Source organism: Mycobacterium sp., assembly GCF_965229105.1.
Classification (GTDB): Bacteria; Actinomycetota; Actinomycetes; order Mycobacteriales; family Mycobacteriaceae; genus Mycobacterium.
Window position 1 is genome coordinate 3,806,608 of sequence record NZ_OZ245858.1, and the last position, 22,915, is coordinate 3,829,522.

At 62.2% G+C, this 22,915-nt stretch carries 21 protein-coding genes and 1 pseudogene; 8 read left to right on the forward strand and 14 right to left on the reverse strand.

The window, feature by feature from the left end; genetic code table 11:
* Positions 1-71 precede the first annotated feature (71 nt).
* The 7 genes from ADBZ9O_RS17680 to ADBZ9O_RS17710 form a co-directional block, all read right to left on the reverse strand.
* Positions 72-293 carry a hypothetical protein gene (locus ADBZ9O_RS17680; RefSeq protein WP_526524062.1) on the reverse strand — a complete coding sequence of 74 codons (222 nt, stop codon included), beginning with the start codon at positions 291-293 and terminating at the stop codon, positions 72-74.
* A 117-nt stretch (positions 294-410) separates the two neighbouring features.
* Positions 411-827 (reverse strand): DUF6339 family protein, encoded by a 417-nt coding sequence (locus ADBZ9O_RS17685; RefSeq protein ID WP_526524064.1) that lies wholly within the window; start codon positions 825-827, stop codon positions 411-413.
* Positions 828-883: 56 nt separating this feature from the next.
* Positions 884-1,627, reverse strand: a complete 744-nt coding sequence (locus ADBZ9O_RS17690; protein ID WP_526524066.1) for a hypothetical protein — start codon at positions 1,625-1,627, stop codon at positions 884-886.
* A gap of 19 nt (positions 1,628-1,646) precedes the next feature.
* Positions 1,647-1,841 (reverse strand): hypothetical protein, encoded by a 195-nt coding sequence (locus ADBZ9O_RS17695; protein ID WP_526524068.1) that lies wholly within the window; start codon positions 1,839-1,841, stop codon positions 1,647-1,649.
* Positions 1,838-3,781 carry a hypothetical protein gene (locus ADBZ9O_RS17700; protein WP_526524070.1) on the reverse strand — a complete coding sequence of 648 codons (1,944 nt, stop codon included), beginning with the start codon at positions 3,779-3,781 and terminating at the stop codon, positions 1,838-1,840. Before ADBZ9O_RS17700 ends, ADBZ9O_RS17695 begins: the two co-directional genes overlap by 4 nt.
* 52 nt (positions 3,782-3,833) lie before the next feature.
* Positions 3,834-5,555 carry a DEAD/DEAH box helicase gene (locus ADBZ9O_RS17705; RefSeq protein ID WP_526524072.1) on the reverse strand — a complete coding sequence of 574 codons (1,722 nt, stop codon included), beginning with the start codon at positions 5,553-5,555 and terminating at the stop codon, positions 3,834-3,836.
* Between the two features lie 104 nt (positions 5,556-5,659).
* On the reverse strand, positions 5,660-7,930 hold the full coding sequence (locus tag ADBZ9O_RS17710; protein WP_526524074.1) for a GmrSD restriction endonuclease domain-containing protein: 2,271 nt from the start codon (positions 7,928-7,930) through the stop codon (positions 5,660-5,662).
* Between the two features lie 347 nt (positions 7,931-8,277).
* On the opposite strand from ADBZ9O_RS17710, the pseudogene ADBZ9O_RS17715 reads away from it, so the two are divergent.
* A pseudogene (locus tag ADBZ9O_RS17715) lies at positions 8,278-9,930 on the forward strand (ATP-binding domain-containing protein).
* A 43-nt stretch (positions 9,931-9,973) separates the two neighbouring features.
* On the opposite strand, the gene ADBZ9O_RS17720 reads toward ADBZ9O_RS17715, so the two are convergent.
* Complete coding sequence (locus ADBZ9O_RS17720) at positions 9,974-10,360, reverse strand: hypothetical protein (protein ID WP_526524076.1); 387 nt, start codon at positions 10,358-10,360, stop codon at positions 9,974-9,976.
* A 152-nt stretch (positions 10,361-10,512) separates the two neighbouring features.
* Here ADBZ9O_RS17720 and ADBZ9O_RS17725 point away from each other — a divergent pair, with 152 nt between their 5' ends.
* Together ADBZ9O_RS17725 and ADBZ9O_RS17730 are read left to right on the forward strand one after the other, a co-directional pair.
* Positions 10,513-10,899, forward strand: coding sequence for a hypothetical protein (locus ADBZ9O_RS17725; RefSeq protein WP_526524078.1), 387 nt, complete (start codon positions 10,513-10,515; stop codon positions 10,897-10,899).
* A gap of 62 nt (positions 10,900-10,961) precedes the next feature.
* Entirely contained in the window at positions 10,962-12,194 is a 1,233-nt protein-coding gene (locus ADBZ9O_RS17730) for a hypothetical protein (RefSeq protein WP_526524080.1), read from the forward strand.
* A 33-nt stretch (positions 12,195-12,227) separates the two neighbouring features.
* Here ADBZ9O_RS17730 and ADBZ9O_RS17735 read toward each other — a convergent pair whose 3' ends face one another.
* On the reverse strand, positions 12,228-13,196 hold the full coding sequence (locus tag ADBZ9O_RS17735) for a metallophosphoesterase (RefSeq protein ID WP_526524082.1): 969 nt from the start codon (positions 13,194-13,196) through the stop codon (positions 12,228-12,230).
* A gap of 197 nt (positions 13,197-13,393) precedes the next feature.
* Between ADBZ9O_RS17735 and ADBZ9O_RS17740 the strand changes: the two genes are divergently transcribed.
* From ADBZ9O_RS17740 to ADBZ9O_RS17750, 3 genes are all read left to right on the forward strand, one after another.
* Complete coding sequence (locus tag ADBZ9O_RS17740; protein ID WP_526524084.1) at positions 13,394-14,383, forward strand: hypothetical protein; 990 nt, start codon at positions 13,394-13,396, stop codon at positions 14,381-14,383.
* Between the two features lie 126 nt (positions 14,384-14,509).
* Complete coding sequence (locus tag ADBZ9O_RS17745) at positions 14,510-15,988, forward strand: amino acid ABC transporter substrate-binding protein/permease (RefSeq protein WP_526524086.1); 1,479 nt, start codon at positions 14,510-14,512, stop codon at positions 15,986-15,988.
* The gene (locus ADBZ9O_RS17750) at positions 15,985-16,758 is read left to right on the forward strand and encodes an amino acid ABC transporter ATP-binding protein (protein ID WP_526524088.1); all 774 of its coding nucleotides are present in this window, start codon (positions 15,985-15,987) and stop codon (positions 16,756-16,758) included. The genes ADBZ9O_RS17745 and ADBZ9O_RS17750 overlap by 4 nt, the downstream gene beginning before the upstream one ends.
* 164 nt (positions 16,759-16,922) lie before the next feature.
* Here ADBZ9O_RS17750 and ADBZ9O_RS17755 read toward each other — a convergent pair whose 3' ends face one another.
* From ADBZ9O_RS17755 to ADBZ9O_RS17770, 4 genes are all read right to left on the reverse strand, one after another.
* Complete coding sequence (locus tag ADBZ9O_RS17755; protein ID WP_526524090.1) at positions 16,923-18,365, reverse strand: FAD-binding oxidoreductase; 1,443 nt, start codon at positions 18,363-18,365, stop codon at positions 16,923-16,925.
* Positions 18,366-18,387: 22 nt separating this feature from the next.
* Complete coding sequence (locus ADBZ9O_RS17760) at positions 18,388-19,602, reverse strand: hypothetical protein (RefSeq protein ID WP_526524092.1); 1,215 nt, start codon at positions 19,600-19,602, stop codon at positions 18,388-18,390.
* A gap of 68 nt (positions 19,603-19,670) precedes the next feature.
* Complete coding sequence (locus tag ADBZ9O_RS17765) at positions 19,671-19,964, reverse strand: hypothetical protein (RefSeq protein WP_526524094.1); 294 nt, start codon at positions 19,962-19,964, stop codon at positions 19,671-19,673.
* Between the two features lie 70 nt (positions 19,965-20,034).
* Positions 20,035-20,961, reverse strand: coding sequence for a PP2C family protein-serine/threonine phosphatase (locus tag ADBZ9O_RS17770; protein WP_526524096.1), 927 nt, complete (start codon positions 20,959-20,961; stop codon positions 20,035-20,037).
* Positions 20,962-21,052: 91 nt separating this feature from the next.
* Here ADBZ9O_RS17770 and ADBZ9O_RS17775 point away from each other — a divergent pair, with 91 nt between their 5' ends.
* Both ADBZ9O_RS17775 and ADBZ9O_RS17780 read left to right on the forward strand, forming a co-directional pair.
* Positions 21,053-21,529: a hypothetical protein gene (locus tag ADBZ9O_RS17775; RefSeq protein ID WP_526524098.1), complete on the forward strand. Its 477-nt coding sequence runs from the start codon at positions 21,053-21,055 to the stop codon at positions 21,527-21,529.
* A gap of 16 nt (positions 21,530-21,545) precedes the next feature.
* Positions 21,546-21,950: a DUF4267 domain-containing protein gene (locus tag ADBZ9O_RS17780; RefSeq protein WP_526524100.1), complete on the forward strand. Its 405-nt coding sequence runs from the start codon at positions 21,546-21,548 to the stop codon at positions 21,948-21,950.
* Here ADBZ9O_RS17780 and ADBZ9O_RS17785 read toward each other — a convergent pair.
* Complete coding sequence (locus tag ADBZ9O_RS17785) at positions 21,915-22,898, reverse strand: magnesium transporter CorA family protein (RefSeq protein ID WP_526524102.1); 984 nt, start codon at positions 22,896-22,898, stop codon at positions 21,915-21,917. The genes ADBZ9O_RS17780 and ADBZ9O_RS17785 overlap by 36 nt on opposite strands.
* Positions 22,899-22,915 lie beyond the last annotated feature (17 nt).

The window sequence follows — 22,915 nt, forward strand, 5'->3', positions numbered from 1 at the left end:
GGGCGCCGCGTAACAGCGTGGCGTGGCCACACGGGCTGGAAACGAGCGGCATGCGAAGTCCTATACAGCGGTCAATCGAAACCTGCGTAGGTCCAGCCTCGGCCGACCACCCTGTCGCCGCCAGCTTTTGAATCGGCCGTAGTGTCGGCGGCAGGAGGCCCAGCAGGTAGGTCGTCCCAAGCCTGTGGAGCGACGAAATCCTCAGTCACCCATGCGTTGTAAGCATCCAGATCGTCATTTTGGTATCCGGTTTCAACCTCCGGGGGAGAGCCGACGGTCGCGAGATTCAGCACGCGCGCAAGGCTGTTTACCTGCTGTGAGCTTGGCGAATTGGACTCCCCAAACCGCTCGACGATGGCCAGCGCGAGCGATCGACACCGGACCACGGGTCGGTGCAGGTAGCTGTTCGGCTAATCCTGGAAGATGAAAGCACGTTCGACCGAGCGGTAGTCGCCTCCGTCGCGAAACACCTCTGCGCCCCACCAGAGTCGCGCAAAGGCTTGTTTGTGAATCGGTCCCCACCAGCGGTCATTAGCGACGTCGCCGGCGCGGTCGCTCCACCGCCACTCTAGGTACCACGGGTACCACGGGTACCGCATCGCCACCCATTGCCAAATGCCCTTTTCGGCTGCTTCTCCCCGAAATAGTCTGAGCGCGAAGTGAACTCGCGGTGCCAGCCACCGGTCGCTTGCAGCGCGATCGGTCCACTCACCGTCGTGTTGGCGGTTGCGCGCGGACAGCATCAGGGCGTCCAAGGCATACAACGATGGCGGGGCCCCATCGCGGCGCTCGCGGTCCACCGCCACTTCCTGCAGATCCGAAACCATCGATAATCGCTTGCCGCTGCGTGGAGTCCAGTTTGCGGGGGATTCTGCTCAATCGATCAGACACGCTTGGCCTCCTCGCAGATTCGCGCGACTGTCGAAGACAATGAGGTCATCCGATCCAATGCCAAGTCGACGTTCGCCCAGAAAGATGCACTGGCCGCGGTGCCCGGCGGTAGATCGGCGATCGCCCCATACAGGTCCTCAACCGTCTCGGTATCCGGCAGCTCTGCTGCGACTGCCTCACAGATGTCTCTGAGCACACGCCCCGTTGGACCGTCGGGAGGGCCGCCGAATTCGTCGGCGGTGATCTGTTCAACCGCGGCGCGGAACAGCGCATTGGCCGCGTAGCGGGCGATCAACGCGCCGAGCATGTCGCGGTGGCGGCGACGCTCCAGTTTTGTGCTGTTGGAGAGTATGAGGAGCTGCAGGCCGTCGATGCCTTTGTTCAGATAGAGCACTGGAGGGTTAGCAGAGACGTCGACATAGGCATGTCCCTCTACGTGTCGACGCGCCTCGATCGGTGCATCGGGGTCCGCGAAGTCGATCCAAATCGTCCGCAACGGCGGAACACCGGGCTTGTCCGGCGCCTCGGACTTGTCGACCACGAGTCCCCAGGGAACGCTCGAGCCGACGACGCGGAGGCGGCCCTCATAGTCACCGACAATTTCTGCGGTCAGCAATGCTTTGCCGGAGAGCGCCGTTCGTGGAATTGTCAGCGTGCCGCTGAACCCGAGTGTCGACCGATCTTCGGTGGCATGCAGTGGGTACGAACGGCGTAGCTGTGTCGCAGTACAGGCCACGAGGACATATGCCCGTAGATCAGCGAGTCCTTTCGGGCGGCTCGTTGGTCGACACTTCCACTGTGAGTTCGGCGGAACTCCAGCTGTCGTCGAACGCGTCGACACGAAAGTGGTCGCCGTTGATTTCCAACGCTCCGGCGGAGCCGTCGAGATCCACGTTCGTGACAATGCATTCCCACGACTCCTGGTATGAGGGCCAGGCGAATCTGGTCATTCGGCACCCCGAGAAGAGGCGTCGATCGCGGGTGCCACATCGGCATGGGCCAATCGGACGTCGATCGCCGACTCTGATGCGGGTATGGGCAGCTCACGCACGCTGGTGGCCCGCACAGTTGTGCTCAGAATTCGTCCGCGCGGCTTACTCCGCAGGATTACAGTGCGGCGCTCGTGGACTTCTGCGGTGTCGTCAACGTCGAACGAGTCCCACTCGACGTCGACATGTCCGCCGTCGAGGCCCACGAATGCGAGCTTTGGGACCAGGGCCCAGCCCTCGGGTCGGTTCTTTGCGCGAATGTCGAACATCAACTCCCACGCTCCGTCGACAACCCGAGCCTGCTGGATGCGGATGTCCGGTTTGCGAGGGGCAGATGCACCGCGTCCACCCGTACCCGAATCGCCGCGGAGAAAGCCGAGGTTGTCGAAAATTGCTTTCGGTGGTTGGTCCTCAGTGACGGGCGGGGCTCCGAACAAACTGAATAGTTGCTCCACGACAGCGGTTTCGATGTTCCGCAGGTTCGGTACCCACGGAGCTCGGTAGTGTGCCGTGAGGTTGGCTTGTGAAGTCTTGTTGCGTCCACTTCGTGGAATCCATTGATCGTGCGCAGGCGGTTCCGCGAACCGGAGGAAGTCGTCGGCACGCGTTTCGTCAAGAGATGGGTTGCCAGGCCTGATTGCGCCACCCGTCAACAGGAAGGCGTGGAAGGTCCGGCCTTCGAAGACCTTGTCGATGGTCTGAACCACCATTTCTGGCTTACGGAACAGGCAAACCTTGTTCTCCAACGAATCTCGTTGATCATCCGACAGAGTCACCACCAGTTTCGCCACATGTTCGAACGCTGGATGCTGCTCATCGGTATCGGTCCGTTTGGATATTTGGATCGGCACGTCTCGGACGACCACATCGCCGGGTTTGTCGAGGCTCTGGTCTACGTTGCCCGTGTCGAACTTTCGAAGGGCGTTCGTCAATTCGGTGAACTGCAGTGCTGGGTCAACGGTGTGCTCGTAGATAACACGATCGCCATCGATCACTTCGACTCTGACGCGGACACGTTCGCGGGTGAGCAGTGGCCAGAACTCTTCTTCGATGGCGTTGCCCAGACTCTTCGCGAACTGGCGGACCTCGTTGATATCGCCCAACCCCTTATCTGGTTCATCGGGGTCGTAGAAGCCGACCAGAAGTGCGGAGGTGCCCGGCCGGTCGTCCTCACGAGTCAGTCGCAGCGCCTCGATCAACTGGCGGTCATCCCATGCGGAAGCGATATCGCCATCGCGCTCTGCTACGCCGAAGAAGCCTCGGCCTTGAAAGCTGGTCGAATCCATCTGATGTACAACACCCTGATTCACACCGATCAACCGATTCCGCCAGTTCCCGTCAACGGCGTCCGTGGGATCGAGCGTGGAGTTGAACAGAACGGTCTGTAGCCGCGAAAAGCGCCAATAGACAGCCTTTCCCAGTCCAAAAGAGCCACCTGAAGCACGGTCCTTGCCGCTGTAGAGGTCGAGGCGACACAGCTTGATGAAGTTCCCGTAGACCGAGGGGTCGCCTTCGGCGAACTCAGGCCCTGTCAAGCCCCGGGCGCCGTAGTCGGCAATGCGCAACAAGGTCAGCGACTCGGCTGACTCCAATGCCCTCAACCCAGACTGCAGCTGGCCGGCACTCACTGCCCCCGTCGCCGCATCTGCCATCGCTGTCAGGTGGGGTTTGAGGTCAGAGTCCCACCGTATTGCATCTTGAAACTCTCGAAGGGAATCACCCGAGAGCACGATGAACGAATAGACAAGGTCCGCGCGTGGACCGTCGACTCGAGCATCGTTACTGTTCTGGGCGCTCTCCCTCGCGAGCGAGGAAAGGCCGGCGTTGACCGTCCACTGGTTGGCATTGCCATAGTTCGCATAATTGCGGCTCTGCTGTTCCCAGCGCCAGGTGACGGTCAAAGCGTTCCTCCGAAAGGGTATGTCGAGTTTGAGGTCTTGGACTGTCTACAGGTCACTGGGCGTAGCGCATCTCTTGTTCCAGGACTTTGTAATTGATCGTTGCGGGCCGATTGCGCCATCGGATGTTGTCGTCGACGTCGATGACAAGGCATTTCTTGGTCCCACCGAACTCTGGACCTCTCATGCCTCGACCTACCATCTGTTCGTAGAGGATCGGACTGGCAGTTGGCCGGGCTACGACAACGCATCGGACGCTCGGCGCATCGAACCCGGTTGTCAGAACGCCGTAGTTGCAGAGCACCGATAAATTGTTGCTGCGGAACCGCTCAATGGTTGCTCGCCGGGTCGCCGGTCTAGTTGTCCCGAGGACACATGCGGCAGTCCGACCACCGCGCTGCAGGAGGCTCGTAATCGCCTGTGCATGTTGAACGGAGCAGGCGAAAACGAGGACCGGCCAATCTGGATCCAGTTCAAGAAGACGTTCGATCAGACGTCGATTTCTGGTGTGCTCCTCACCAAGTCTTCGAAGGATATCCGGATGCAGGTCCTCGAAATCTTCGAAGTACTTGTCATGGGTATCGTTGGCAGACAGTTCAATTCGTTCGGCGCTGTAGTCAAGACTTTCGTAGTCGATCCTCGCAAGGACACCTTGACCTCTCAAGGTTTGTACGGGATCTTCACCAAGGCTGGGGACGTTGAGAATCTGATTGTGAAACCTACGGCGCAGCCGTCTTGTTTCCTCGTCGCTGTTCCGTCGTGGTGTCGCTGTGAGTCCGATCAAAGCCGTCTCTGCGCTTTTCAAGCGGAAGTTGAAGCCGAGAGCAGTAAGAACGGTGCCATAACTGGGCGCAAGTGCGCGATGTGCTTCATCTATCACCACGGCACCGCATTTCTCGCCGAGAATTTGAAGGTCTTCCGGTGTCAGATCGCTGCCCTCACCCTGTGCCGCTGTATGAAGCTTTTGGACGCTTGCCACCACCGCACCGCATTCCCAGGGGACAGCGTTCTTGATGCCCCACAGGCGACCGATGGTGAGAGTCTCTCGGAACGACATGTCACCATGGCCCAAGTCGAACCACACTTCTCGAAGTGCTTGTACCGCTTGCTCGCACAGTTCATCGCTCTGCGCAACCCAGAGAATGATCGGACGATCTGTCCGCGACTGTCTCCACGACAGGAGAGCTTGAACGGCCGTTCGGGTCTTTCCGGCGCCCGTGGGAAGCGTCAGGATCGCCCTGTTCTCGTCGCTCGGGCCGTGGAGTACCGCAAGAAGTTGTTCGAAGAGTTCTTGCTGGAAGTCGGCCAAGGGCGGGAGTTTCACGCAAGGTTCGACATCGAGCGTATCGGGAAGTGCCGCTTCGCTTTTCCATCCTGCGAATGCGAGCGGCATCCGAACTGTCATCACGAAGTACGTTGCCCAAGATTTACCTGGATGCCACTTGCGCTGGGCGACCGCGTTGACTTTCGAGCGATCACCGCCTCTGCCTCGGGTCGTCGAAGGATATTCGTGCAGCTTCGACAGGGTGCGGGCATCGCTTTTGCTCGTGATGATCCTGCGGAGTTCACGGTCGGCGAGAAGATCTGTACCGGCGAGTTCGACGAGCAGGTCAACCACACTGTCGTCCGGGAGGCGAAGCGTCTTGGGGGGAGTCGTCTCCCTTTCGGCGGCCGCAACGATCCACTCGATAGATCGGCCTCGACTGTCGCTGGAGAAACGTGCGAGCGCTGCTCTGGCTTCTTGCGGCGACAAAGTTCGACGGAGAAAACGCGTCATCAGGCGCTGGTCCCTAGAACTCACATCGCCTGGGAACGCTGCTTCATCCAACGGTGATGCCTTTCTCGCGCTCGGGTGAAGACTGCTTGTGTGGCCGGCTGCCTCTAGCCCCAGTGTCCTTCGCGGTACTCGAACAAGTCGTCCCCGTGGTACTGCTTCGTCGCATTGCCTGTACGCACCCAGAACTCCTCTGCGCCGCCCGGTGCTCCCTTCGCAGGCTTAGCGAAGACCGGTTTACCCGACGCTGCGACAGCAACCACGCAAATGTGTTGGCTACGAACAGATTCGAACCGGATACGTACCGTCATAGCAGTTGCGACCGAAAGATTCGTGTCCAAAAGCTGTCTCAAAAAGAGTTCATAGCCGTCGGCGTTGCCCTTGGCGCCCAGCGTGCTGAAGTCGCTGTCGAGGCCGAGGATTTGGCCTTCGTCATCAACGCCGATGAGTAGTGTGCCTCCCTCCGCATTGAGGAAACCGCACACCGTCTTCACCACAACGTGCTCGAGTTTCGGATCGGGCTGCTGTGTATGGAGATTCCAGCGCGCTGTCGACTTGAACTCTGTGGTCTGGGATTCGCCGGCGCTGATGACATCTTCGATTGTTGCGTCCAGTGGTGCTTCTGTGGCTCCCCATAGCGTCACGAAGCCCTCGCGCACAACCTTGGCGATCAGTGAGCGGCGTCTGTCGAGGAAGGTCGAATAATCAAGCTGCTCCCAGCCGACCGGCAAAGCATGGAGATGTACCTGCCGCTTGAGGCGATTGGCGGGCACCGTGGCTGCCATCGTGGGCCAGTACTGGCCCGGCCCTTTGTCGCTGATCGATGCATTCTCGGCCCAGTCCAGGAACGCCATGTTGGCGATGGCGTTGACCTGCCGAGTACTTGTCACGCCGCTTGTGGCCAGATATCTTTTCGGAAACAGGTGATGTCGTTCCATCGATCTGGGTGCAACGGTCGAGGGTTCGAGCAGCTGTCTGACCTTGACATCGCTGAAAAGCACTTCTGCATCCAGCAGATTGAGCGCTGCGAGGTAGGCGAACAGCGCGGGTGAACGTGGCGACGAGGTGTCGAGCCGGTTCGGCAGGGAGATCTCCCAATAGTCGTTCGTGAAGTTCGCCGCGACGATGCGGTCCAATTCCGCAACGAAGGCTCGGCCATCGCCCTCGGCCATGTCGTTGATTCTCCCGAGGTCAGATTCCAGCTGAGATTCCGGCGACGACGAGTAACGGCCGGTTGTGTGAGCCATGAAAAACCATCGACTGATCACCGGACGAAGAGACTGGAGATCGAGGCCGAAATCAAAGCGCCCGATGAGCCAGAGGGCATAGCTGAACAGCAATGCGTTGTTCGAAGTGATCATCCGACGATGTCGGAACCCCGCGGTGTACAGGCATTTGAGGAATTCGTGCCAGTTCGTCAGATCGAGGACCTTCTCTTGGGCGGCGGAGAGGATGCCGAACTGTTCAATGCGCCGGTCGGCGCTGACAGCGCCCGTGTCAAGATCCTTTCCGCGAAGGATGCTGTAGACGAACTGCAACCGAGCGCGGCGAAAAGCGAATGCCACTCCGACTCGGAGCATCTGATCGGGACTGGGCTCGATATAGGGATTCCGCGGGTTGGCGCCCGTTGTCGCGGTATCGACCGCTGCGCGACTGAAGGCCTCGAGCTCGCGACGGCCCTTTTCCCAGTGCACCGACATCAATGTCAGGATGAAGTCCGCTTGGTTGAGCTTCACACCCTCAGAGTTGATCCGGACGAAGATCTCGGCGACTTGCTCTTCGTCTGCGGTCTTGTCGAGCTCGATCACCTGAAATCGAAAGGCGTCGAGATCGTGGACTCTGTTGATGTGGTCTTCCAAGAGATCTTCTTCGGCCTCCGATAGACCACCGTCTCGGATTTCGTTGAGTTGCTTCAGGAATTGACGAACTGTCGGCCTGTAACCCTCGGTCCATAGCGCCGTGATGTCCGGGATGAACTCAGGATCACGCTCGATCGCGGCGTCAGTGACCTCGAATGTCTCATCGGAGGGTCGAAAGGCGATGCGGATGCGCTTCTGGTCGAAAGTCTTCGTCAGGACGTGCTCGCCGGTGAGCACAGCATAAAGAGAGGTGAGGCGCTGCTGACCATCGACGATCAAGAGCCTCGGTGACCCGGTTTCGCTCTCGCCGATCTTCCTGGTCCCAGCGTCAACACCGGTCTCCCACAGCATGATCGTGCCTATCGGATATCCGCGGTACATCGAATCGAACAAGTCGCGAGCCTTGGCTGATGACCAGACAAACGGACGCTGGATGTCAGGAAGTGCTATCCGACCGGCGCCAATGTCGAGAACCAAATGTGCGAGCGTATAACCGGTATCTCGATAGAGCGTGGGCAATCTGATTCCTCCACAGTGAGGCCGCCCGCAGGACGCGGACTTTGAACCGCTGACGTATGTCGCCTGACATCCGTCAGGTATGACCTTGACGACTGTAACTCCACCGTCCGATTGGACGCTGTACATGGGGGCACAACGCCGGTCCAGGCGACGATTCAACCAATAGTCCAACGGGTGTTTTCCGGCCTCGATCGGCAGTCTTGCGCACCGCTTGGGGTCAATTTGCGCGGCGCTTTCGGAGTACCAGGCAGGCATCGGCGAAAGGGCCGGGTGCGCCAGCTAGCATTCGGCAAGTTCCGATGCGCGGGGGGAACTGACACGCACTGCAGGCCAGGGGAAACAGCACCATGAGCATTACACCCAACGAGCGCCCACGTCTCAATGCCTCTGAGCGCAGCACCTACCAGGCGTTGATCGACCAGCTCGAACCCAACGATCTCGTCGTGCCGGGTCAACGCGTGACCGATCACCTCAAAGACCACGAGGTCGACTTCATCGTTGCGATCGACAACGCCGGCATCGTGTGCCTGGAGGTCAAGGGTGGCGAGGTATGGCATGACGGCGAAGGCTGGCGCCAGATCCGTGGCGGACGAGAGCGCAAAATCGAACCGGTGCGCCAAGCCCGCGAAGCCTGCTACGCGTTGCGCGACTTCGTCGAGAAGGATCCGCGGTGGACACAAGGCAGGCTGCGCTGGGATCACGTCATCGTATTGCCGAACACGGAATTGCCTACTGACTTCGACCTTCCCGAGTGCCCACGCTGGAAAGTTATAGACCGTCAGGATCTTCGGGATCTGGTCTCAAAGCTTCGTCATGTGTAGGTGCGTCAGGAACTTGACCGGCCGTTGCTAACTCGCGAGGGCATCGAGCAGCTGACAGTTGCGTTGAGTGGCAGAGGGTTACCTCAGCGAGACGTGGTGTCGCGTGCCCTGGCCAATGAGGACGCCGCCGACGCGCTGACGCAGCACCAGTCGGTCATCCTCGACGCCACACGCTTGCTGAACAGAGTCGAAGTTCGCGGCGGTGCAGGCAGCGGCAAGACGTTCCTTGCGATGGAGCAGGCTCGCCGCCTGGCGCAACGCGGCGAAAGGGTCGCGCTGGTCTGCTACTCCCACGGCCTGGCGTCCTACCTCGAACGCATCGCGGCGACCTGGCCGCGCCGTCAACGACCCGCCTACGTCGGGGAGTTCCACGCGCTCGGTGTCCAATGGGGGGCGCCCGAAGGTCCTGATGAGTCCTTACGCAACGACGATACTGTCAAGTTTTGGGAGCACGACCTGCCGCTCCAGATGGCCGATCTGGCAGCACAACTGGTGCCCGGTCAACGCTTCGACGCGGTGGTCGTCGATGAAGCCCAGGATTTCGCCGACGCGTGGTGGGACCCCCTGCTGGCGGCTTTACGTGATGTAGACGACGGCGGCCTGTACGTGTTCAGCGACGAAGGCCAGCGCGTTTTCAACCGACACGGTTCACCGCCGGTACCGCTCGTCCCACTGATCCTCGATCACAACCTGCGGAACACGCGCCAGATTGCCAATGCATTCCAACCCCTCGTCGATCACCCGATGCGCTTTCTCGGCGGCGAGGGGCCTGCGGTGCGCTTCGTTCCATGTGGCCGCGACGATGCGATGAATGTGGGAGATGATCAGATAGACCTCCTACTCGACGAGGGTTGGCGGCCAGAGGATCTCGCCCTGCTGACCACGGGTAGCCGTCATCCTGAGCAAACCGAACGTCAGCGCGATGGCCATAGCGCCTACTGGGACTCGTTCTGGGATGCCGACCAGGTGTTCTACGGCCATGTGCTCGGCTTCAAAGGCTTGGAACGGCGCTGCGTCGTCTTGGTGGTCAACGACAGCGGCAAATTCGAGCGATCACGTGAACGCCTCTACGTCGGATTATCAAGGGCGCGTGATCAACTCGTCGTCTGCGGAGATCCCGACTTCATTGAGGAGGTTGGCGGCCCTGACCTTGCGCACCGACTCACCGCGTCGCAATGAATTCCGGTGACGAAACTACCGAGGCGCGTCAATGTGTGCAGGTCTAACCTTCAAACCGCGGCCCGAACGTATCGTCACGCGGCAGCGCCTGGGGCTGACTGCGCCTCGCGATTTCCTCGCTGATCCCGCCGTCGATGTAGTGCATCAGCTTGGCACCATCGGGCCCGTATATACCGCGGTCGTCACCGTGCAGCACCCAGTTGTGCTGTTCGTCGGCGCGCGCAGCAATGGCCGCATTGGCTCGTGCTTTGGCCGCCGCATTGGCCTGGTTGCCCCGGATCAGCTCGCCAATCGCGTAGACCGCCGCCGCGACAGCCAGCGCTCCGACGATCCACCAGATGTACTTGATCACCAGACCGATAACGAACAGCATCCCGATCACCGCGGGCAGACCGCCGCCGTCGTTCGATCGACCCCTTCGTCGACTCATGTCTTCCCCCTCAAGAATCAATTGGGGGATTGTGTCAACGGGCACCGACAAGAACGGCCACCGACAAGTACGCACGGTTCGAAAGGCTCTGTCGGTGGCTTGGATTAGAGTGCGCTCTGCTGCGAGACAGTCTCGACACAGGGGGAGTCGTCATGGTCCGATACGTCATTCCTGCTGCACTGCTGGCGTTGGTTGTCGCGGGGTGCGGCAGCGGCGAGAGTCGCCCGCCGTCATCGACGAAACAGTCGACACGGGCGTCGTCGACATCGGTCGAGCCACCGGCAGCGCCGGAACAGTCTTGGACCATGCCAGATCTTCGCGGGCAGAACCTGCAATCCGCTCAAGACGCCATCCAGGCGTTGACTGACGGCAAGGTCTTCTTCTCCAGCTCGACCGACCTGACCGGGCAAGGACGACGCCAGGTCCTCGACCGCAACTGGCAGGTCTGCACTTCGACCCCTGCTCCGGGTGAGACGTTCGCGAAGGGAACCGCCATCGACTTCGGCGTCGTGCGCGTGGATGTCGAATCCTGCCCGTGATTGAACTGCACCGCTGAGTTCCTATCCATATTGAAGCCGCAAGGGGTCCGATTTTGACTGCAGTGAAAAGTGTTTCGCGGTTCGAAAGCGCGCATGAGTTCCGCGATGACGACGCCGGTTACCTGACCTGGCTCGCCGACCATCCCGATGGGTACGTCATCAACATCGGGCGCGGCCACAGTGCGGCCGAAGCGAAAGTGCACCACGCAGGTTGCTGGACAATCAACGGGAAGAACCCTCGCGGGGGTGTGTGGACCGGACCATACGTGAAGGTATGCGCGGAACATTTGGTCGACCTGGAGCAGTGGGCGGCCGACCAGGTGGGCCAGTCGCTTCCGCCGTGCGGGACCTGCCGCCCTGTGCACGGTGGCGCGAAACGCACATCAACCAAGCCGGCCGAGCAGGCGACGGCGGCTCCTGTGCCTCCGGGCCGTTGCGAGATCCACGGACCGGCAGCGGAGAGGTCGGTGGTCGAAGCGTGGACTGATGACTACATCCGCTTTGAACGCCTACCGGCCTGGCAGCAGCAGCTGCGGACCGAGATCCGCGGCCGTTGCCGACAACTAGTACCGACGGCGAGCCAGGTGCTGCACGCCGCGTACTTCGGTTCTAAGCTTCCCAACGCCGACATCGAGAACGTCTTGCTCTACAACATTGACTCGTTCAGAGTCGCCGGCCGCAACGGCATCCGCTTCGAACACGGCGCCGCTGTACCGCCGTCGCCCGACGGTGGCGATTATCCGTTCTGCTATCGCTATGCGCTCGCGCCGCGATCAGGCAGCTTTGTGGATTGGCGAGTGGGTCGAACATTGGCGACGTTCGACTGGGCCGATCTGGGCGCGTTCGCAGGCGGCAAGAAGCTGGCACAGGTGTGGCTGGCGCTCGCCCGGGGCGACGCCACAGTGTTCGAGCCGGCTGCGTCTGAGACTCCGTTCGCCGTCAGGGTTCAGATTCGTCCGCCGCTGGGCTATCAGCCTGTGTGGGGCGGACTGGTGAAGGGGATCTTCGACGGGGTGATCTCCGCGTTCCAGGCGCATTCTGATCCGGTAGTCCTGCCAGAAGTCGTTGCGCGGCTTGCGAAATATCTCCCGGGAGATTCCGTCGAGATCTCTCGGCACCTGCTCGATCAACGCCGGGCCGTGCTGGGGGTCGTGCCGAGGCTTGTCTACCCCTACCGCGAAGGAGTGAAGTGGGATCCCTCGGACCACCTCTGCGTTGCCGGCGAATTGCTCTCCGCTGAACCGGTAGATCGACGCTGGGCGATCAAGGGTGACCTCGTGGCGCTCACCCGCTAGCCGCGCGCATACGCCGTACGTTCTATCTAGCGGTCAGCCCGCGACACCGAAGTAGTGATCCTCTTGGATTTCGCTCTCGCCGTCCCATCGGTAGGCGACGAGGTCGCCGCCCTTGACTGCGCTGAAATCGACACACGCCGTGCGCTCAGTGAAGTCAAAACCCCTTACTGGCAGGCCCGTACGCCAATAGTGCCCATAGAACGCGGGAACTTCACCGCGGTAGGTGAATGAACTCGCGGACGAATCTGGGGTGACGACCTGCGAGAGCTCCGGATACGGCTCGCCGCCTTCCGTCATGAAGTTGCCATCCATGACGACAAGGTCTTGTACCGTACTGGCGTCTTCTCTCCACCAGGCGACCCTTGCACTGTCGCGGACGTGGCCGTCCTTATCGCGATACGCAGGTAACCCAAACTCCGGCAAGCCAATTTCCGGTCCCTTGAGCAACACTTCGATCGCGTCATACAGCTGATCTCCTTTGCGTGTTGCGCGGGCGAACAGGTCAGCTGAGCTGAAGCGATTTGATCCCAGCGCCGTCTCGACCACGCGCATCGACGGTTCGTGCCAACACGCGTGCACGACCCGAATACCCCCTAAATCGAGCCATAGCGGCATCGATCTGAACCACTCGAGGTAGCCGGTGCGAACGTCTCCGGTGACCTGATCGAGAAAAGCCTGATGCTGTTTGTTGTTCTTATCGCTGTGCGATCGGAGGTACTCGCCGCTGCGGTCAGGGTCGGGAGTGCCGTACGCAATCGCGTTGAATTCATGGTTGCCCATGACGATTTGGGCAGTTCCGCAGTCGACCATCCGCTTGACGAGGTCCAGCACTAGGAGCTGCTCTCCTCCTCGGTCGACGAGGTCACCGACAAAAATGACCTGCCGATGAGGATGCGAATACGCGCCAATCGCGACGTCCTCTCGATAGCCGAGAGCAGTAAGCAGATCTGTCAGCGCTGAAGCGCAGCCGTGAACGTCACCGATGATGTCGTAACCCGTCACGCTTGTATCCTCCCATCCGGGTTGGATCGTTCCGTCGAGTGCTTAAAAATACGTCGACAGCGTGGGGCAGCGAGGTGGCCACCTGGCGATGATCACTAGACCTCTGGACCAGTTCGAAATCGATGTCGGACCCTCGGCGCATACTCCCTTTCATCGGCGCACGAAGGAACTGCGCCACAGGTCAATAGGGGAGAGCGATGGGCAACAGAGCGAACATCGTCGTCGTCGAGAATCACGATTGGCAGCTCTACTACTCGCACTGGGCGGGCTGTCGAATGGTGGATGCGCTCATTGGGGGCCCCGAACCGGCGCTGCGATATGTGCGGTCGTTGCGGCACTGCTCCAAGAGTGAGTGGACGGACCCGCTGTGGGCTGACGGCGGAGCGGTGATTGACCTCGACCGACGCAGGCTGCTGTTCTTCGGTGAGGAACTCATGGTCGAGATGCCGATACGCCGAGCCCTGATGACGGTGCTCGCCGAGCTGTGGCCTGGTTTCGAGGTTGGCTGGGCATATGACGGAACGACCGAAATCGCCGGGTACGTCGGAGCCACGCTGCGCGAAGACCCTTGGGACAGAAAACCGACGATACGACTAGCACCAGACCGGAACGAGTTGTGCCACTTGGTTTCCGTCGTCGACGCCGCAGGAGAGCTGCGTATGTGGCCGTTGTGCTGGCACCTCAGTAAAGCCTGGCTCGGACCGGAACTGTTGCACGCGTTGCCCGGCCGCGGGGTGAAGAAGCTGGCGCTCAACATGATTCCGGAGGGCGGCGTGCATATCGACGTAAAAGCGAGAACTGTCGGGGCGTGGCAGACCGCGGACACCATGGGTATTTTCCAGGCGCTGCCGCAGCTGTGGAGCGGTTGGCAGACCGAATGCTGGGAGGACCGCTACGAGGAGCAGGTGGCCCGCTGCAACGGTTCCTTACGGGTGCCGGCTCTCGATCTCGCTGAGGGCATCCGCGTAGCGCAGGAGCACATCCGAACCCGGGTGTTCCAGAGTTTTGCCGACAGCCCAGCTGGACACATTGTGGCGCTGGCGGAACTATTGGCACCGGTTGGGCCCGGCATGGTGGTAAGTGAGGACGCCACCATCCAAGACCCGACACGACCACGGCATGTGGAGTGGGCGCGGTTCGTCAACGCATGCGACGTATTCCGATTGAACCCAGCACGGACAGCCTGATTCGGAACGGGCCGTAGCACCTCGATGTGGATCCGTGACGGCTCCGTCATTCACCCAATAACCGGCGCGACTCGTGCCGCGGTACTAGCGTGGTTCATTCTCTGCACGCCACGAAGGGAGTCACGGATGCCAGCCGAATGGTCACGGCACGCCAGTCGGACACGAGCACGAAGATTCCCGCACCGGCTGACGGTATTGCTTACCGCGCTGCTGGTGAGCCTCATCGGCTCCGGAATCGTCGCCCCCGGGACCGCATCGGCAGCCGGCGAGAACTACGTCATCGCCACCGATACGACCTTCGCCCCCTTCGAATTCCAGGATGCGCAAGGCAATTTCGTCGGTATCGACATGGACCTGATCAGGGAGATCGGCAAGGACCAGGGCTTCACGGTCGACATCAAGCCGCTGGGCTTCGATGCGGCCCTGCAGGCGGTGCAGGCCAACCAGGTTGACGGCGTCATCGCGGGCATGTCGATCACCGACAAGCGCAAAGAAGTGTTCGACTTCTCCGATCCGTACTTCGAGTCCGGCGTGCAGATGGCGGTGCTGGCCTCCAATAACGACGTCAAGTCCTACGATGACCTGCGCGGCAAGCGGGTCGCCGTCAAGAACGGCACCGAGGGCGCCACGTTCGCCGAGTCGATCAAGGACAAGTACGGCTTCGACATCGTCTCCTTCGCCGATTCGGCATCGATGTACGACGAAGTGCGTACAGGCAATTCCGTGGGCGTCTTCGATGACTATCCAGTGCTGGCCTATGGGATCGCCCAGGGCAACGGCCTGAAAACGGTTACGCCCAAAGAGAAGGGCTCCAGCTACGGGTTCGCGGTCAACAAGGGCCAAAACGCCGAGCTGCTGACCAAGTTCAACACCGGTCTGAAGAACCTGCGCGAGTCGGGACGCTACGACGAGATCATCAGCGGCTATCTCGGCGAAGCCGCGACCACCGCCGATAATTCGTTCTTCGGCCTGTTGAAGAGCACGTTCCCGATCCTGCTCGAAGGCCTGAAGATGACCATCATCTTGACGGTCATCTCGATCGCGATCGCGCTGCTACTGGGCATCATCTTCGGGCTGTTCAGGGTGTCCCGGTCGATCTGGTTGCGCGCTATCGGCACCACGTTCGTCGACATCTTCCGTGGCACACCACTGCTGGTACAAGCGTTCTTCATCTACTTCGGCATCCCGTCGGCGCTCGGATTCCAGATGTCAGCGTTGACGGCGGGCATCATTACGCTCTCGCTTAACGCCGGCGCTTACATGACCGAGATCGTCCGCGGCGGCATCCAGTCGGTCGATAAGGGCCAGATGGAAGCCGCGCGCAGCCTGGGTATCGGCTACCTGCCGACGATGCGGAAAGTTATTCTGCCGCAGGCCATCCGCACGATGATTCCGTCCTATATCAACCAGTTCGTGATCACCTTGAAGGACACGTCGATCCTGTCGGTGATCGGTATTGCCGAGCTGACACAGACCGGGCGAATCATCATCGCCAGAAACTTCCAGTCGTTCAACATGTGGCTGATCATCGGCATCATCTACTTCGTCGTCATCATGGCGCTGACCAAGCTGTCGGACCGTCTCGAGAAAAGGATGGTGAAATGACCGATCTCATTCCTGAGGCGGCGGCGGCCGAACCCAAAGGCGCCGTGAAGATTCGGATCGAAGACCTGAAAAAGTCGTTCGGCGAACTGGTGGTGCTCAACGGTATCGACGCCACAATCAGTGCGGGTGAAGTGGTCTGTGTCATCGGGCCGTCGGGTTCGGGTAAGTCGACATTCCTGCGGTGCCTGAACAAGCTGGAGGACATTACCGCCGGAAAGGTGACGGTCGACGAGTTCGATCTGACCGATAAGAAGGTTGATCTGGACCAGGTACGCCAGCACATCGGAATGGTGTTTCAGCACTTCAACCTGTTTCCCCACATGTCGGTGATCGATAACGTCACCCTCGCTCCGTTGCTGACCAAGAAGCTGGACAAGGCAGCAGCAGAGAAGAAGGCATTGGCTCTGCTCGATCAGGTCGGCCTGGCCGAGAAGGCACACGTGAAACCGTCGACGCTATCGGGCGGGCAGAAGCAGCGCGTCGCGATTGCCCGTGCCCTGGCGATGAATCCGTCGATCATGCTGTTCGACGAGGCCACCAGCGCGCTGGATCCCGAGATGGTTGGCGACGTTCTCGAAGTGCTGCGCGAGTTGGCCCTCGGCGGGATGACGATGGTGGTGGTGACGCACGAGATGGGCTTCGCGCGGGAGGTGGCATCCCGGGTGTTGTTCATGGACGGCGGGAAGATCGTCGAGGACGCACCCCCCGCTGAGCTCTTCGATAACCCCAAACACCCACGGCTGCAGGAGTTTCTTTCGAAGGTGCTCTAGGTCAGGGCGCGGCGGCCTGAATCGGAGAGTGTGGGCTGATTCGACCATCGGAGCTCGCGTAGAAGACGAAGTCTGCGGCGGGTGGGTGACAAGACTGGCGGGCGTCATCAATTGATGACGCGCTGGGGAGTTACTAGTGCCCCGACTTTTGCGGACGGGGAGGGTCAACTGAACCCGTCGACCATCAACGTGGCCGGATCGTAGCGTTGACGGATACTCGCCAACCGACCTGCATTGTCACCGAAATATCGAGTGGCCGAGGTTCCTGGTTCCAGGTAATTCACATACCCACCAACCGAATTCGCGCCCAACGTCGCGTGCGCAGCCCCCAGCCACTCCGACCCGGCAGGCTCCGAGGACTCGGTGTACCACTGCACGGTTGCCGCCTGTCGCCGCCACGGAAACGCCGAATCTCCCGGCGCGACATCCTGCACAGCTCCGCTCAGGGATTCCACCACCGCGGTCGCCGCGCCCGCCGACGCGGGCCAGGCTGACATCGCCGCGACGATCCCTTCCGCAGCCGCCTCCGTCATCTCACCGACGATGTCCGACCCCGCTGTGAATGCCCGTGGCCGCACCGCATCAGCACCGCCGCTGAAATAGTCGACGAAGGCCATATGGCTCAGCGTTCGGGTCGAATTGGTCAGCGGCTGAGCACCTATCGCCGCGGCCAAGTCACCCGCCAGTGACGGCCCCGAGCCTGGGGGAGTCGCCAGGATGACGCTGCACCGCCAGCCCGAATCCGCCGTGACATTGACCATGCCCCACACGGCCCGATCCGCGGCGGCAAGCCACTGAGACCACCCATGAATCACCTGGGCGGTCGCCGGCTTGGGGAACGTCAGCGTCACCACGTCCCGGTCGCCGGTCTCGAACGTCCGGAACGTAAACGACGTCGCAACAGCGATATTCGCCCCACCACCGCGCAGCGCCCAGAACAGATCAGCCTCGCTATCGGCCGACGCCGTGACGCTCGAGCCAGACGGCAGCACCACCGATACCGATTCCAACGCATCACAGGTCAGGCCATGTTGACGAGCCTCAGCACCCAGCCCGCCACCCAGCGTCAACCCCGCCACACCCACAGAAGGGCAGCTGCCCGTTGGAATGGACCGTCCGTACGGGGCAAGCGCAGCCTGCACCGACATCAGATTGGCTGCGGCTGACACCGTCGCCAACCCGGACGCGGCATCGAACACCACACCGCCGGGCAGTTGCCGCAGGTCCAACACCAGCGCACCATCGGCGGCGGAGGCACCGACATACGAGTGCCCACCGCTGCGAGCAGTCACCTTCAGACCACTGGACGCGGCGAAGGCCAACGCCTTCTGCACATCCGACGGCGAGTGCACGACCACCACGGCGGCGGGTGTCGACGAGGCGAAGCGGGTGTTGAAAAGGCCCTTCGCCGAGCCGAAGTCACCAGCAGACGGTAGGACGACGCCGCCGTCCAACGACGAGCTCAGGGCGGCCCAGTCCGGCGGCCCACTCACCTGAGATGGGGGAGCCGACGACGCTGTCGCCCGGCACCCACTCAACAGCACACCGGCAGCCGCGGCACCGAGTGCACCGCGGACGAAGGTCTGTCGGGAGATGTTGCGCGGCACGGCTCATTTCACCACGCCGGCCCTATCGCTGGCCCGCATACGCCAGGGTGGTAAACACGCCACCGCCGTTGACCGACGGCCCGAGAAGAACGGTTGCGGTATTGGTGGCCGGGTCGTAGTCGAGTGTTGACTCGCCTCGCTCGCAGCCGAGGTTCGCTTGCAGGACAAGGTGGTCGCCGTCGACGCCGACAACCTTCACGCTGCCCTCGGTGCCAGGGACGTCGATTTTCGATGTCGAGCCGTCGGGGTTGAGTTTGGCCAGGTAGACCGTCCCGCAGCCGGATGCGGCCTGGACAAATGTCCCTGCCGGCAGCTTCCATGCGTTGAGATCGGCCAGATCGGGGCTTCCGCTCCCGTCGTTCAGCGCGGTCAGCGCGGTGGCTGCGCTGCCGTCGACGGGCACCAACCACAACCGGCTTGCGTAGCTCTCGCTGTCGACATTGCAGGAGGCCAGGACGGTCGAAGCGTCCCACCACCGCACCGGATTGCAGTTCTTCTGGCCGGGGACCGACAGCGAATCGCCGACGGTGCCGTCGTTACCCATCAGGACCAGACCTGCGCTGGTGCCCAGCACAAGCCGGGTCCCGTCGGGCGTGGAGAGATACGAACCGCTGAAGGTGCTGTCGAGCTGGTCGACGGGATAGGCCAGTTGAAGATTGCCGGCCAGGTCGTACCGTTCGAGCGTCGCGGGGCCAGCATCGGCCGGCGAATTGGTCCACAACAACGCCTTACCATCGGGCAGCGTGAAGCGCGTGTCACCGGCCTTGAGAGCGACCGGGGTCTGCGTGCCGGTGTGCAAGTCGACGAGCAACGTCGTGGTGTGGTCGGCATTGGTGCCGGTGCCCCAGTCGTAAAACAGCGCCTTGCTACCGTCGCCCGACCAATCTTCTAAGTAGGGCGCGGCCGCGTCGCCCGGCGGCGGGAACGTCGTGAGCGGGTAGCGGCCCCCCTTCGGATTGACCAGGTACAGGGTGGTCGCCACGGTGGTCGTCGCCTCATACCCGTCCCTGGCGACGGCCGGGCTCCACGTGGCCAACAACCAGCCCGGCCCGACGTCGGACCACGGCACCGTGTCGGGGGCGGCCTCTTCGCCCAACCCCACCAAGCTCGCGGCTTTCGCGGCTGCGGACAAAGAGGTGACGCCCGCCGGAGTCGTGGCGTGCTCCGCCGTTGATCCCGTCGTACAACCGGCCAGCAGCATCCCTGCCAGGGCGGTAACCAATGCAGCATTCTTCATGACGACCCCCGTCGCTCCGATCCGAGCATGACGGATCAGGTGGCGGGACGGCGCTGATTGAACCGATCTCAGGCGATCTTCCTGCTGAACTGGCGATGGATCTGTTGCTTGGATACGCCAAGCAGTCTTCCGATCTCGCCCCACGAATATCCGGCCGTACGGGCTTCGCGGATGGCGGTTTCATATCGCTCGCGGGCACTGGCGAGATTGTCGCGGGCAAGCGCGAGTTCGCGCCGGCATGCGTTGGTGAAGATTTCGGCGACCACGGGATCGGGGACGGGTGGGCCCAGCGGCTCGTGAGCCTCCAACTCCCGCTCGAACTCTTCGATCGCGCGGCGGAGATCATCGGGCAGATCCGTCATAGGCGAAGTATGCGGCGGGTGGGTGACAAGGCTGGGGCACGTCATCAATTGATGACGCGGTGGGGAGTTACTAGTGCCCGGATTGTGCAGCCGCGGGCGCGATCGGGATGACCGCGACGGTGATGTTGTCGTTGCCGCCGGCGGCCAGGGCATATTCGGTGAGGGCGCGTGCCGCCGCGGCGGCGTCGGCGCCGGTGACGAAGCTGGCCAGGTCGGCGGCGTCGGGCAGATAGTTCCACAGCCCGTCGCTGCAGAGCAGCAGTGCGCCGGGGCCCTCCGCGACGATGGTCTGCACGCTGGTATCCGCCCACGGCGCGGCGTCGTTATCGGCGCCCAACCACCGGGTGATGGTGTGCGCACCACGCTGCACGGCGGGCGAATCGGCGGCGGCGCCCGCGGCAATGAGTTCCTGCGCGACGGAGTCGTCGACGGTCAGCTGCTGCGGCGTCGCGGGCGGGTCCGGCAGCCAGTACACCCGGCTGTCACCGACATTGCCGACCGTAATCTGCACGGCCCCATCATCATTCGCCAGCACCAGCGCCGACGTGTAGGTGCACGACGGCGCGATCGCCAGGTCGGGGCCGGTGTCCTGATCCCTGGCCGCCTGCGCCGCGGCGGCGAGACCGGCGAACACCGCCGCACGTGGCGATGGCGATCGGACGAGCGCGACGAGCATGGCCTCGACACCGGCCACCGAGGCGGCGGTGGCCGCCCGGTCGGCGTCAGCCGAGCTGGACACCCCGTCACAGACGGCGACGACGATCGCGCTGCCCAATATGGCGGCCGCTGCAGCATCCTCGTTACGGTCATGTTCGAGCCCGCGGTCGGTGATCAGTGCGACCGGCCCCAACTGGGCCTCGTCGCGGTCCGGCCTGTCGGGGGTGTCGACGGCCCGCGGGATGGCGACCCGGCTGGCCTGCGACAGCGCCGCGCCGCAGATGTCGCAGCACCGGTCGGAGTCCGTGACGGGGGCGGAACACTGTGGGCAGGCGGTCATGGCACTCATATTCTCGTCTTGGGAGCGAACCCCGAATGAGGTTGCGCGATAGTAACCTCCCACACCGCAGGTGAGGTTCTAGGATCCCGAGATGAGTGTCCGCGACCTCTTCAACCGCACCAAGGTGCCGATGCAGCTACGAGCCCAGCTCGAATCCGAAGGGCTGGTCTACCTGGCCGAGAAGGTCGGTGTCAGCCTGCGATTCAGCGGTTCGGTACCCGGCCTGTTCTCCGCTGCGAGCGGCAACCGCGGAAACGGCATGCTGGCCATCACCCGCAAACGGCTCTACGCCACCTTCCCGTCGGCCCCGCGGTTGGACGGACCGACGATCGACCAACGCTGGGACGCCGAGAGCGGCGGGCCGGCGAAAGTCACCCTGTCCGCGGACGGGGTACGGCTGGACCTCGACGTTGGCCGTGTCGACCCCCGCTTCCACGGGGAGCTGTCGCTGCAGTATCGGCAGCCGCTGACCGAGGACGTACTGGCTCAGGTTCCGGTGCAGTCGCTGGCCTTTATTGTCGCTCCCGAGTATGTGTTTCACATTCTGGGCGTGCGAGCCAAGAACTGACCCTAGGCTGCCAGCCATGTCGATCGACCGTGCCGCGCTCGTCGCGGGCAGTATTCGCCTTGCCTCTGGCATCCAGTTCCTCATCGACCCCGTCCGGGCCAACCGGTTGTGGGGTGCGACGGACGTGCCGCAGGGCACCCACCGACTCCTGCTGTATTCGATGGGTTACCGCGACGCGTTGATCGGCGGTCTGCTCGCGAGCGCGGCGCTGCGCGGGAAGAACACCCGCGGCTGGTTCCTCGCCTCCGGTGGGGCCGACGCGGCGGACCTGCTCGGCGGGTTGAGCGTGCACCACGACCTGAAGCGGTCCGAGCAGCTCATCGGCCTCGGCGGTGCGGCCGTGGGTATCGGCGTCGGGCTCTGGGGCGCGACGCGGCGGGGCACGTCAGAAAAAGCCGCGGCGCTTGGCCCAGAGCAGTAGCACCGTCGCCAGCGCCACCATGACCAGCACGGAGATGAAGATCGCCTGCCACTGAGTGTCCTGATTGACGATCAGGTTCATGCCGAGAACCGAGGACACCGCGGTGACCGGGGCGGTGACGGCCGCGATCATCGCGAGCCGTTCGGCAGCGACCGTCATCTTTGTGGTGGTTCGCGCCTGGTAGAACTCGATCGCCCCCTGCAGATAGGCCTTCTGGCTGTCGGCCATCACCGAGAGCCGCTGGAAACGGTCGACGATATCCTCCAGCAGCGCGTGGGTATCACCTTCGCCGAAGGCACCGATGGTGACCATCCGGCCCATCACCTCACGATTGGTCGCGGCCATGGTGCTGATGGTGAGCAGGCCGTGCCGGACCCAGAACAACTCGTCCAGGAACGGTTCGGGATTGCCGAGATGACCCCCGGAAACGCGCTGTTCGAGCTGCCACACCTCCTGGGTCAGCTCGGTGAGATAGCCGCGCATCCGGGTCACCAAAGCCTTGTTCACCGCATGGGATAGCTCGAAAGCATTGGCGGGCTTGAACTTTCCCTTGTTGAGCCGCCGCAGCACGGCCTCCACTTCGACCATCGCCGCGGATTGATCGACCGCGGGATTGACGGGGCCGTGCACGGTCACCAGGTACCGCTCACCGATGAACTGGTCGAGCTCGACGTAGTGCACGTGACCCCTGGTCCCGGGCTGGGGGGCGAACTGCACCAGAAACAGGTGATCGTCGTAGCGATGCACTTTCGGTACGTGATTACGTTTCGCCGCATCGTGAATGGCGAGCTCGTGGAACCCGAACGTCGCGGTCAGGATGTCCTCGGCTTGCTCGTCCCAGACTGGCACGTCCACCCAGAGCAGCCCGTCGGCTCGGGCCAGCAGTGCAGTGAGGTCGGCCGCGTCGTGCTGCTCGACTCCCGCGGGGGTGATGAAACGGACGTCCAAGTCGGCCTCCTGCGTTC

What these genes read in the sequence shown, in the direction of transcription:
- ADBZ9O_RS17685 (WP_526524064.1), bottom strand. Translation starts at nt 827, where the DNA reads ATGGTTTCGGATCTGCAGGAAGTGGCGGTGGACCGCGAGCGCCGCGAT.
- ADBZ9O_RS17695 (WP_526524068.1), bottom strand. Translation starts at nt 1,841, where the DNA reads ATGACCAGATTCGCCTGGCCCTCATACCAGGAGTCGTGGGAATGCATT.
- ADBZ9O_RS17705 (WP_526524072.1), bottom strand. Translation starts at nt 5,555, where the DNA reads ATGACGCGTTTTCTCCGTCGAACTTTGTCGCCGCAAGAAGCCAGAGCA.
- ADBZ9O_RS17720 (WP_526524076.1), bottom strand. Translation starts at nt 10,360, where the DNA reads ATGAGTCGACGAAGGGGTCGATCGAACGACGGCGGCGGTCTGCCCGCG.
- ADBZ9O_RS17725 (WP_526524078.1), top strand. Translation starts at nt 10,513, where the DNA reads ATGGTCCGATACGTCATTCCTGCTGCACTGCTGGCGTTGGTTGTCGCG.
- ADBZ9O_RS17740 (WP_526524084.1), top strand. Translation starts at nt 13,394, where the DNA reads ATGGGCAACAGAGCGAACATCGTCGTCGTCGAGAATCACGATTGGCAG.
- ADBZ9O_RS17745 (WP_526524086.1), top strand. Translation starts at nt 14,510, where the DNA reads ATGCCAGCCGAATGGTCACGGCACGCCAGTCGGACACGAGCACGAAGA.
- ADBZ9O_RS17750 (WP_526524088.1), top strand. Translation starts at nt 15,985, where the DNA reads ATGACCGATCTCATTCCTGAGGCGGCGGCGGCCGAACCCAAAGGCGCC.
- ADBZ9O_RS17760 (WP_526524092.1), bottom strand. Translation starts at nt 19,602, where the DNA reads ATGAAGAATGCTGCATTGGTTACCGCCCTGGCAGGGATGCTGCTGGCC.
- ADBZ9O_RS17765 (WP_526524094.1), bottom strand. Translation starts at nt 19,964, where the DNA reads ATGACGGATCTGCCCGATGATCTCCGCCGCGCGATCGAAGAGTTCGAG.
- ADBZ9O_RS17770 (WP_526524096.1), bottom strand. Translation starts at nt 20,961, where the DNA reads ATGACCGCCTGCCCACAGTGTTCCGCCCCCGTCACGGACTCCGACCGG.
- ADBZ9O_RS17775 (WP_526524098.1), top strand. Translation starts at nt 21,053, where the DNA reads ATGAGTGTCCGCGACCTCTTCAACCGCACCAAGGTGCCGATGCAGCTA.
- ADBZ9O_RS17780 (WP_526524100.1), top strand. Translation starts at nt 21,546, where the DNA reads ATGTCGATCGACCGTGCCGCGCTCGTCGCGGGCAGTATTCGCCTTGCC.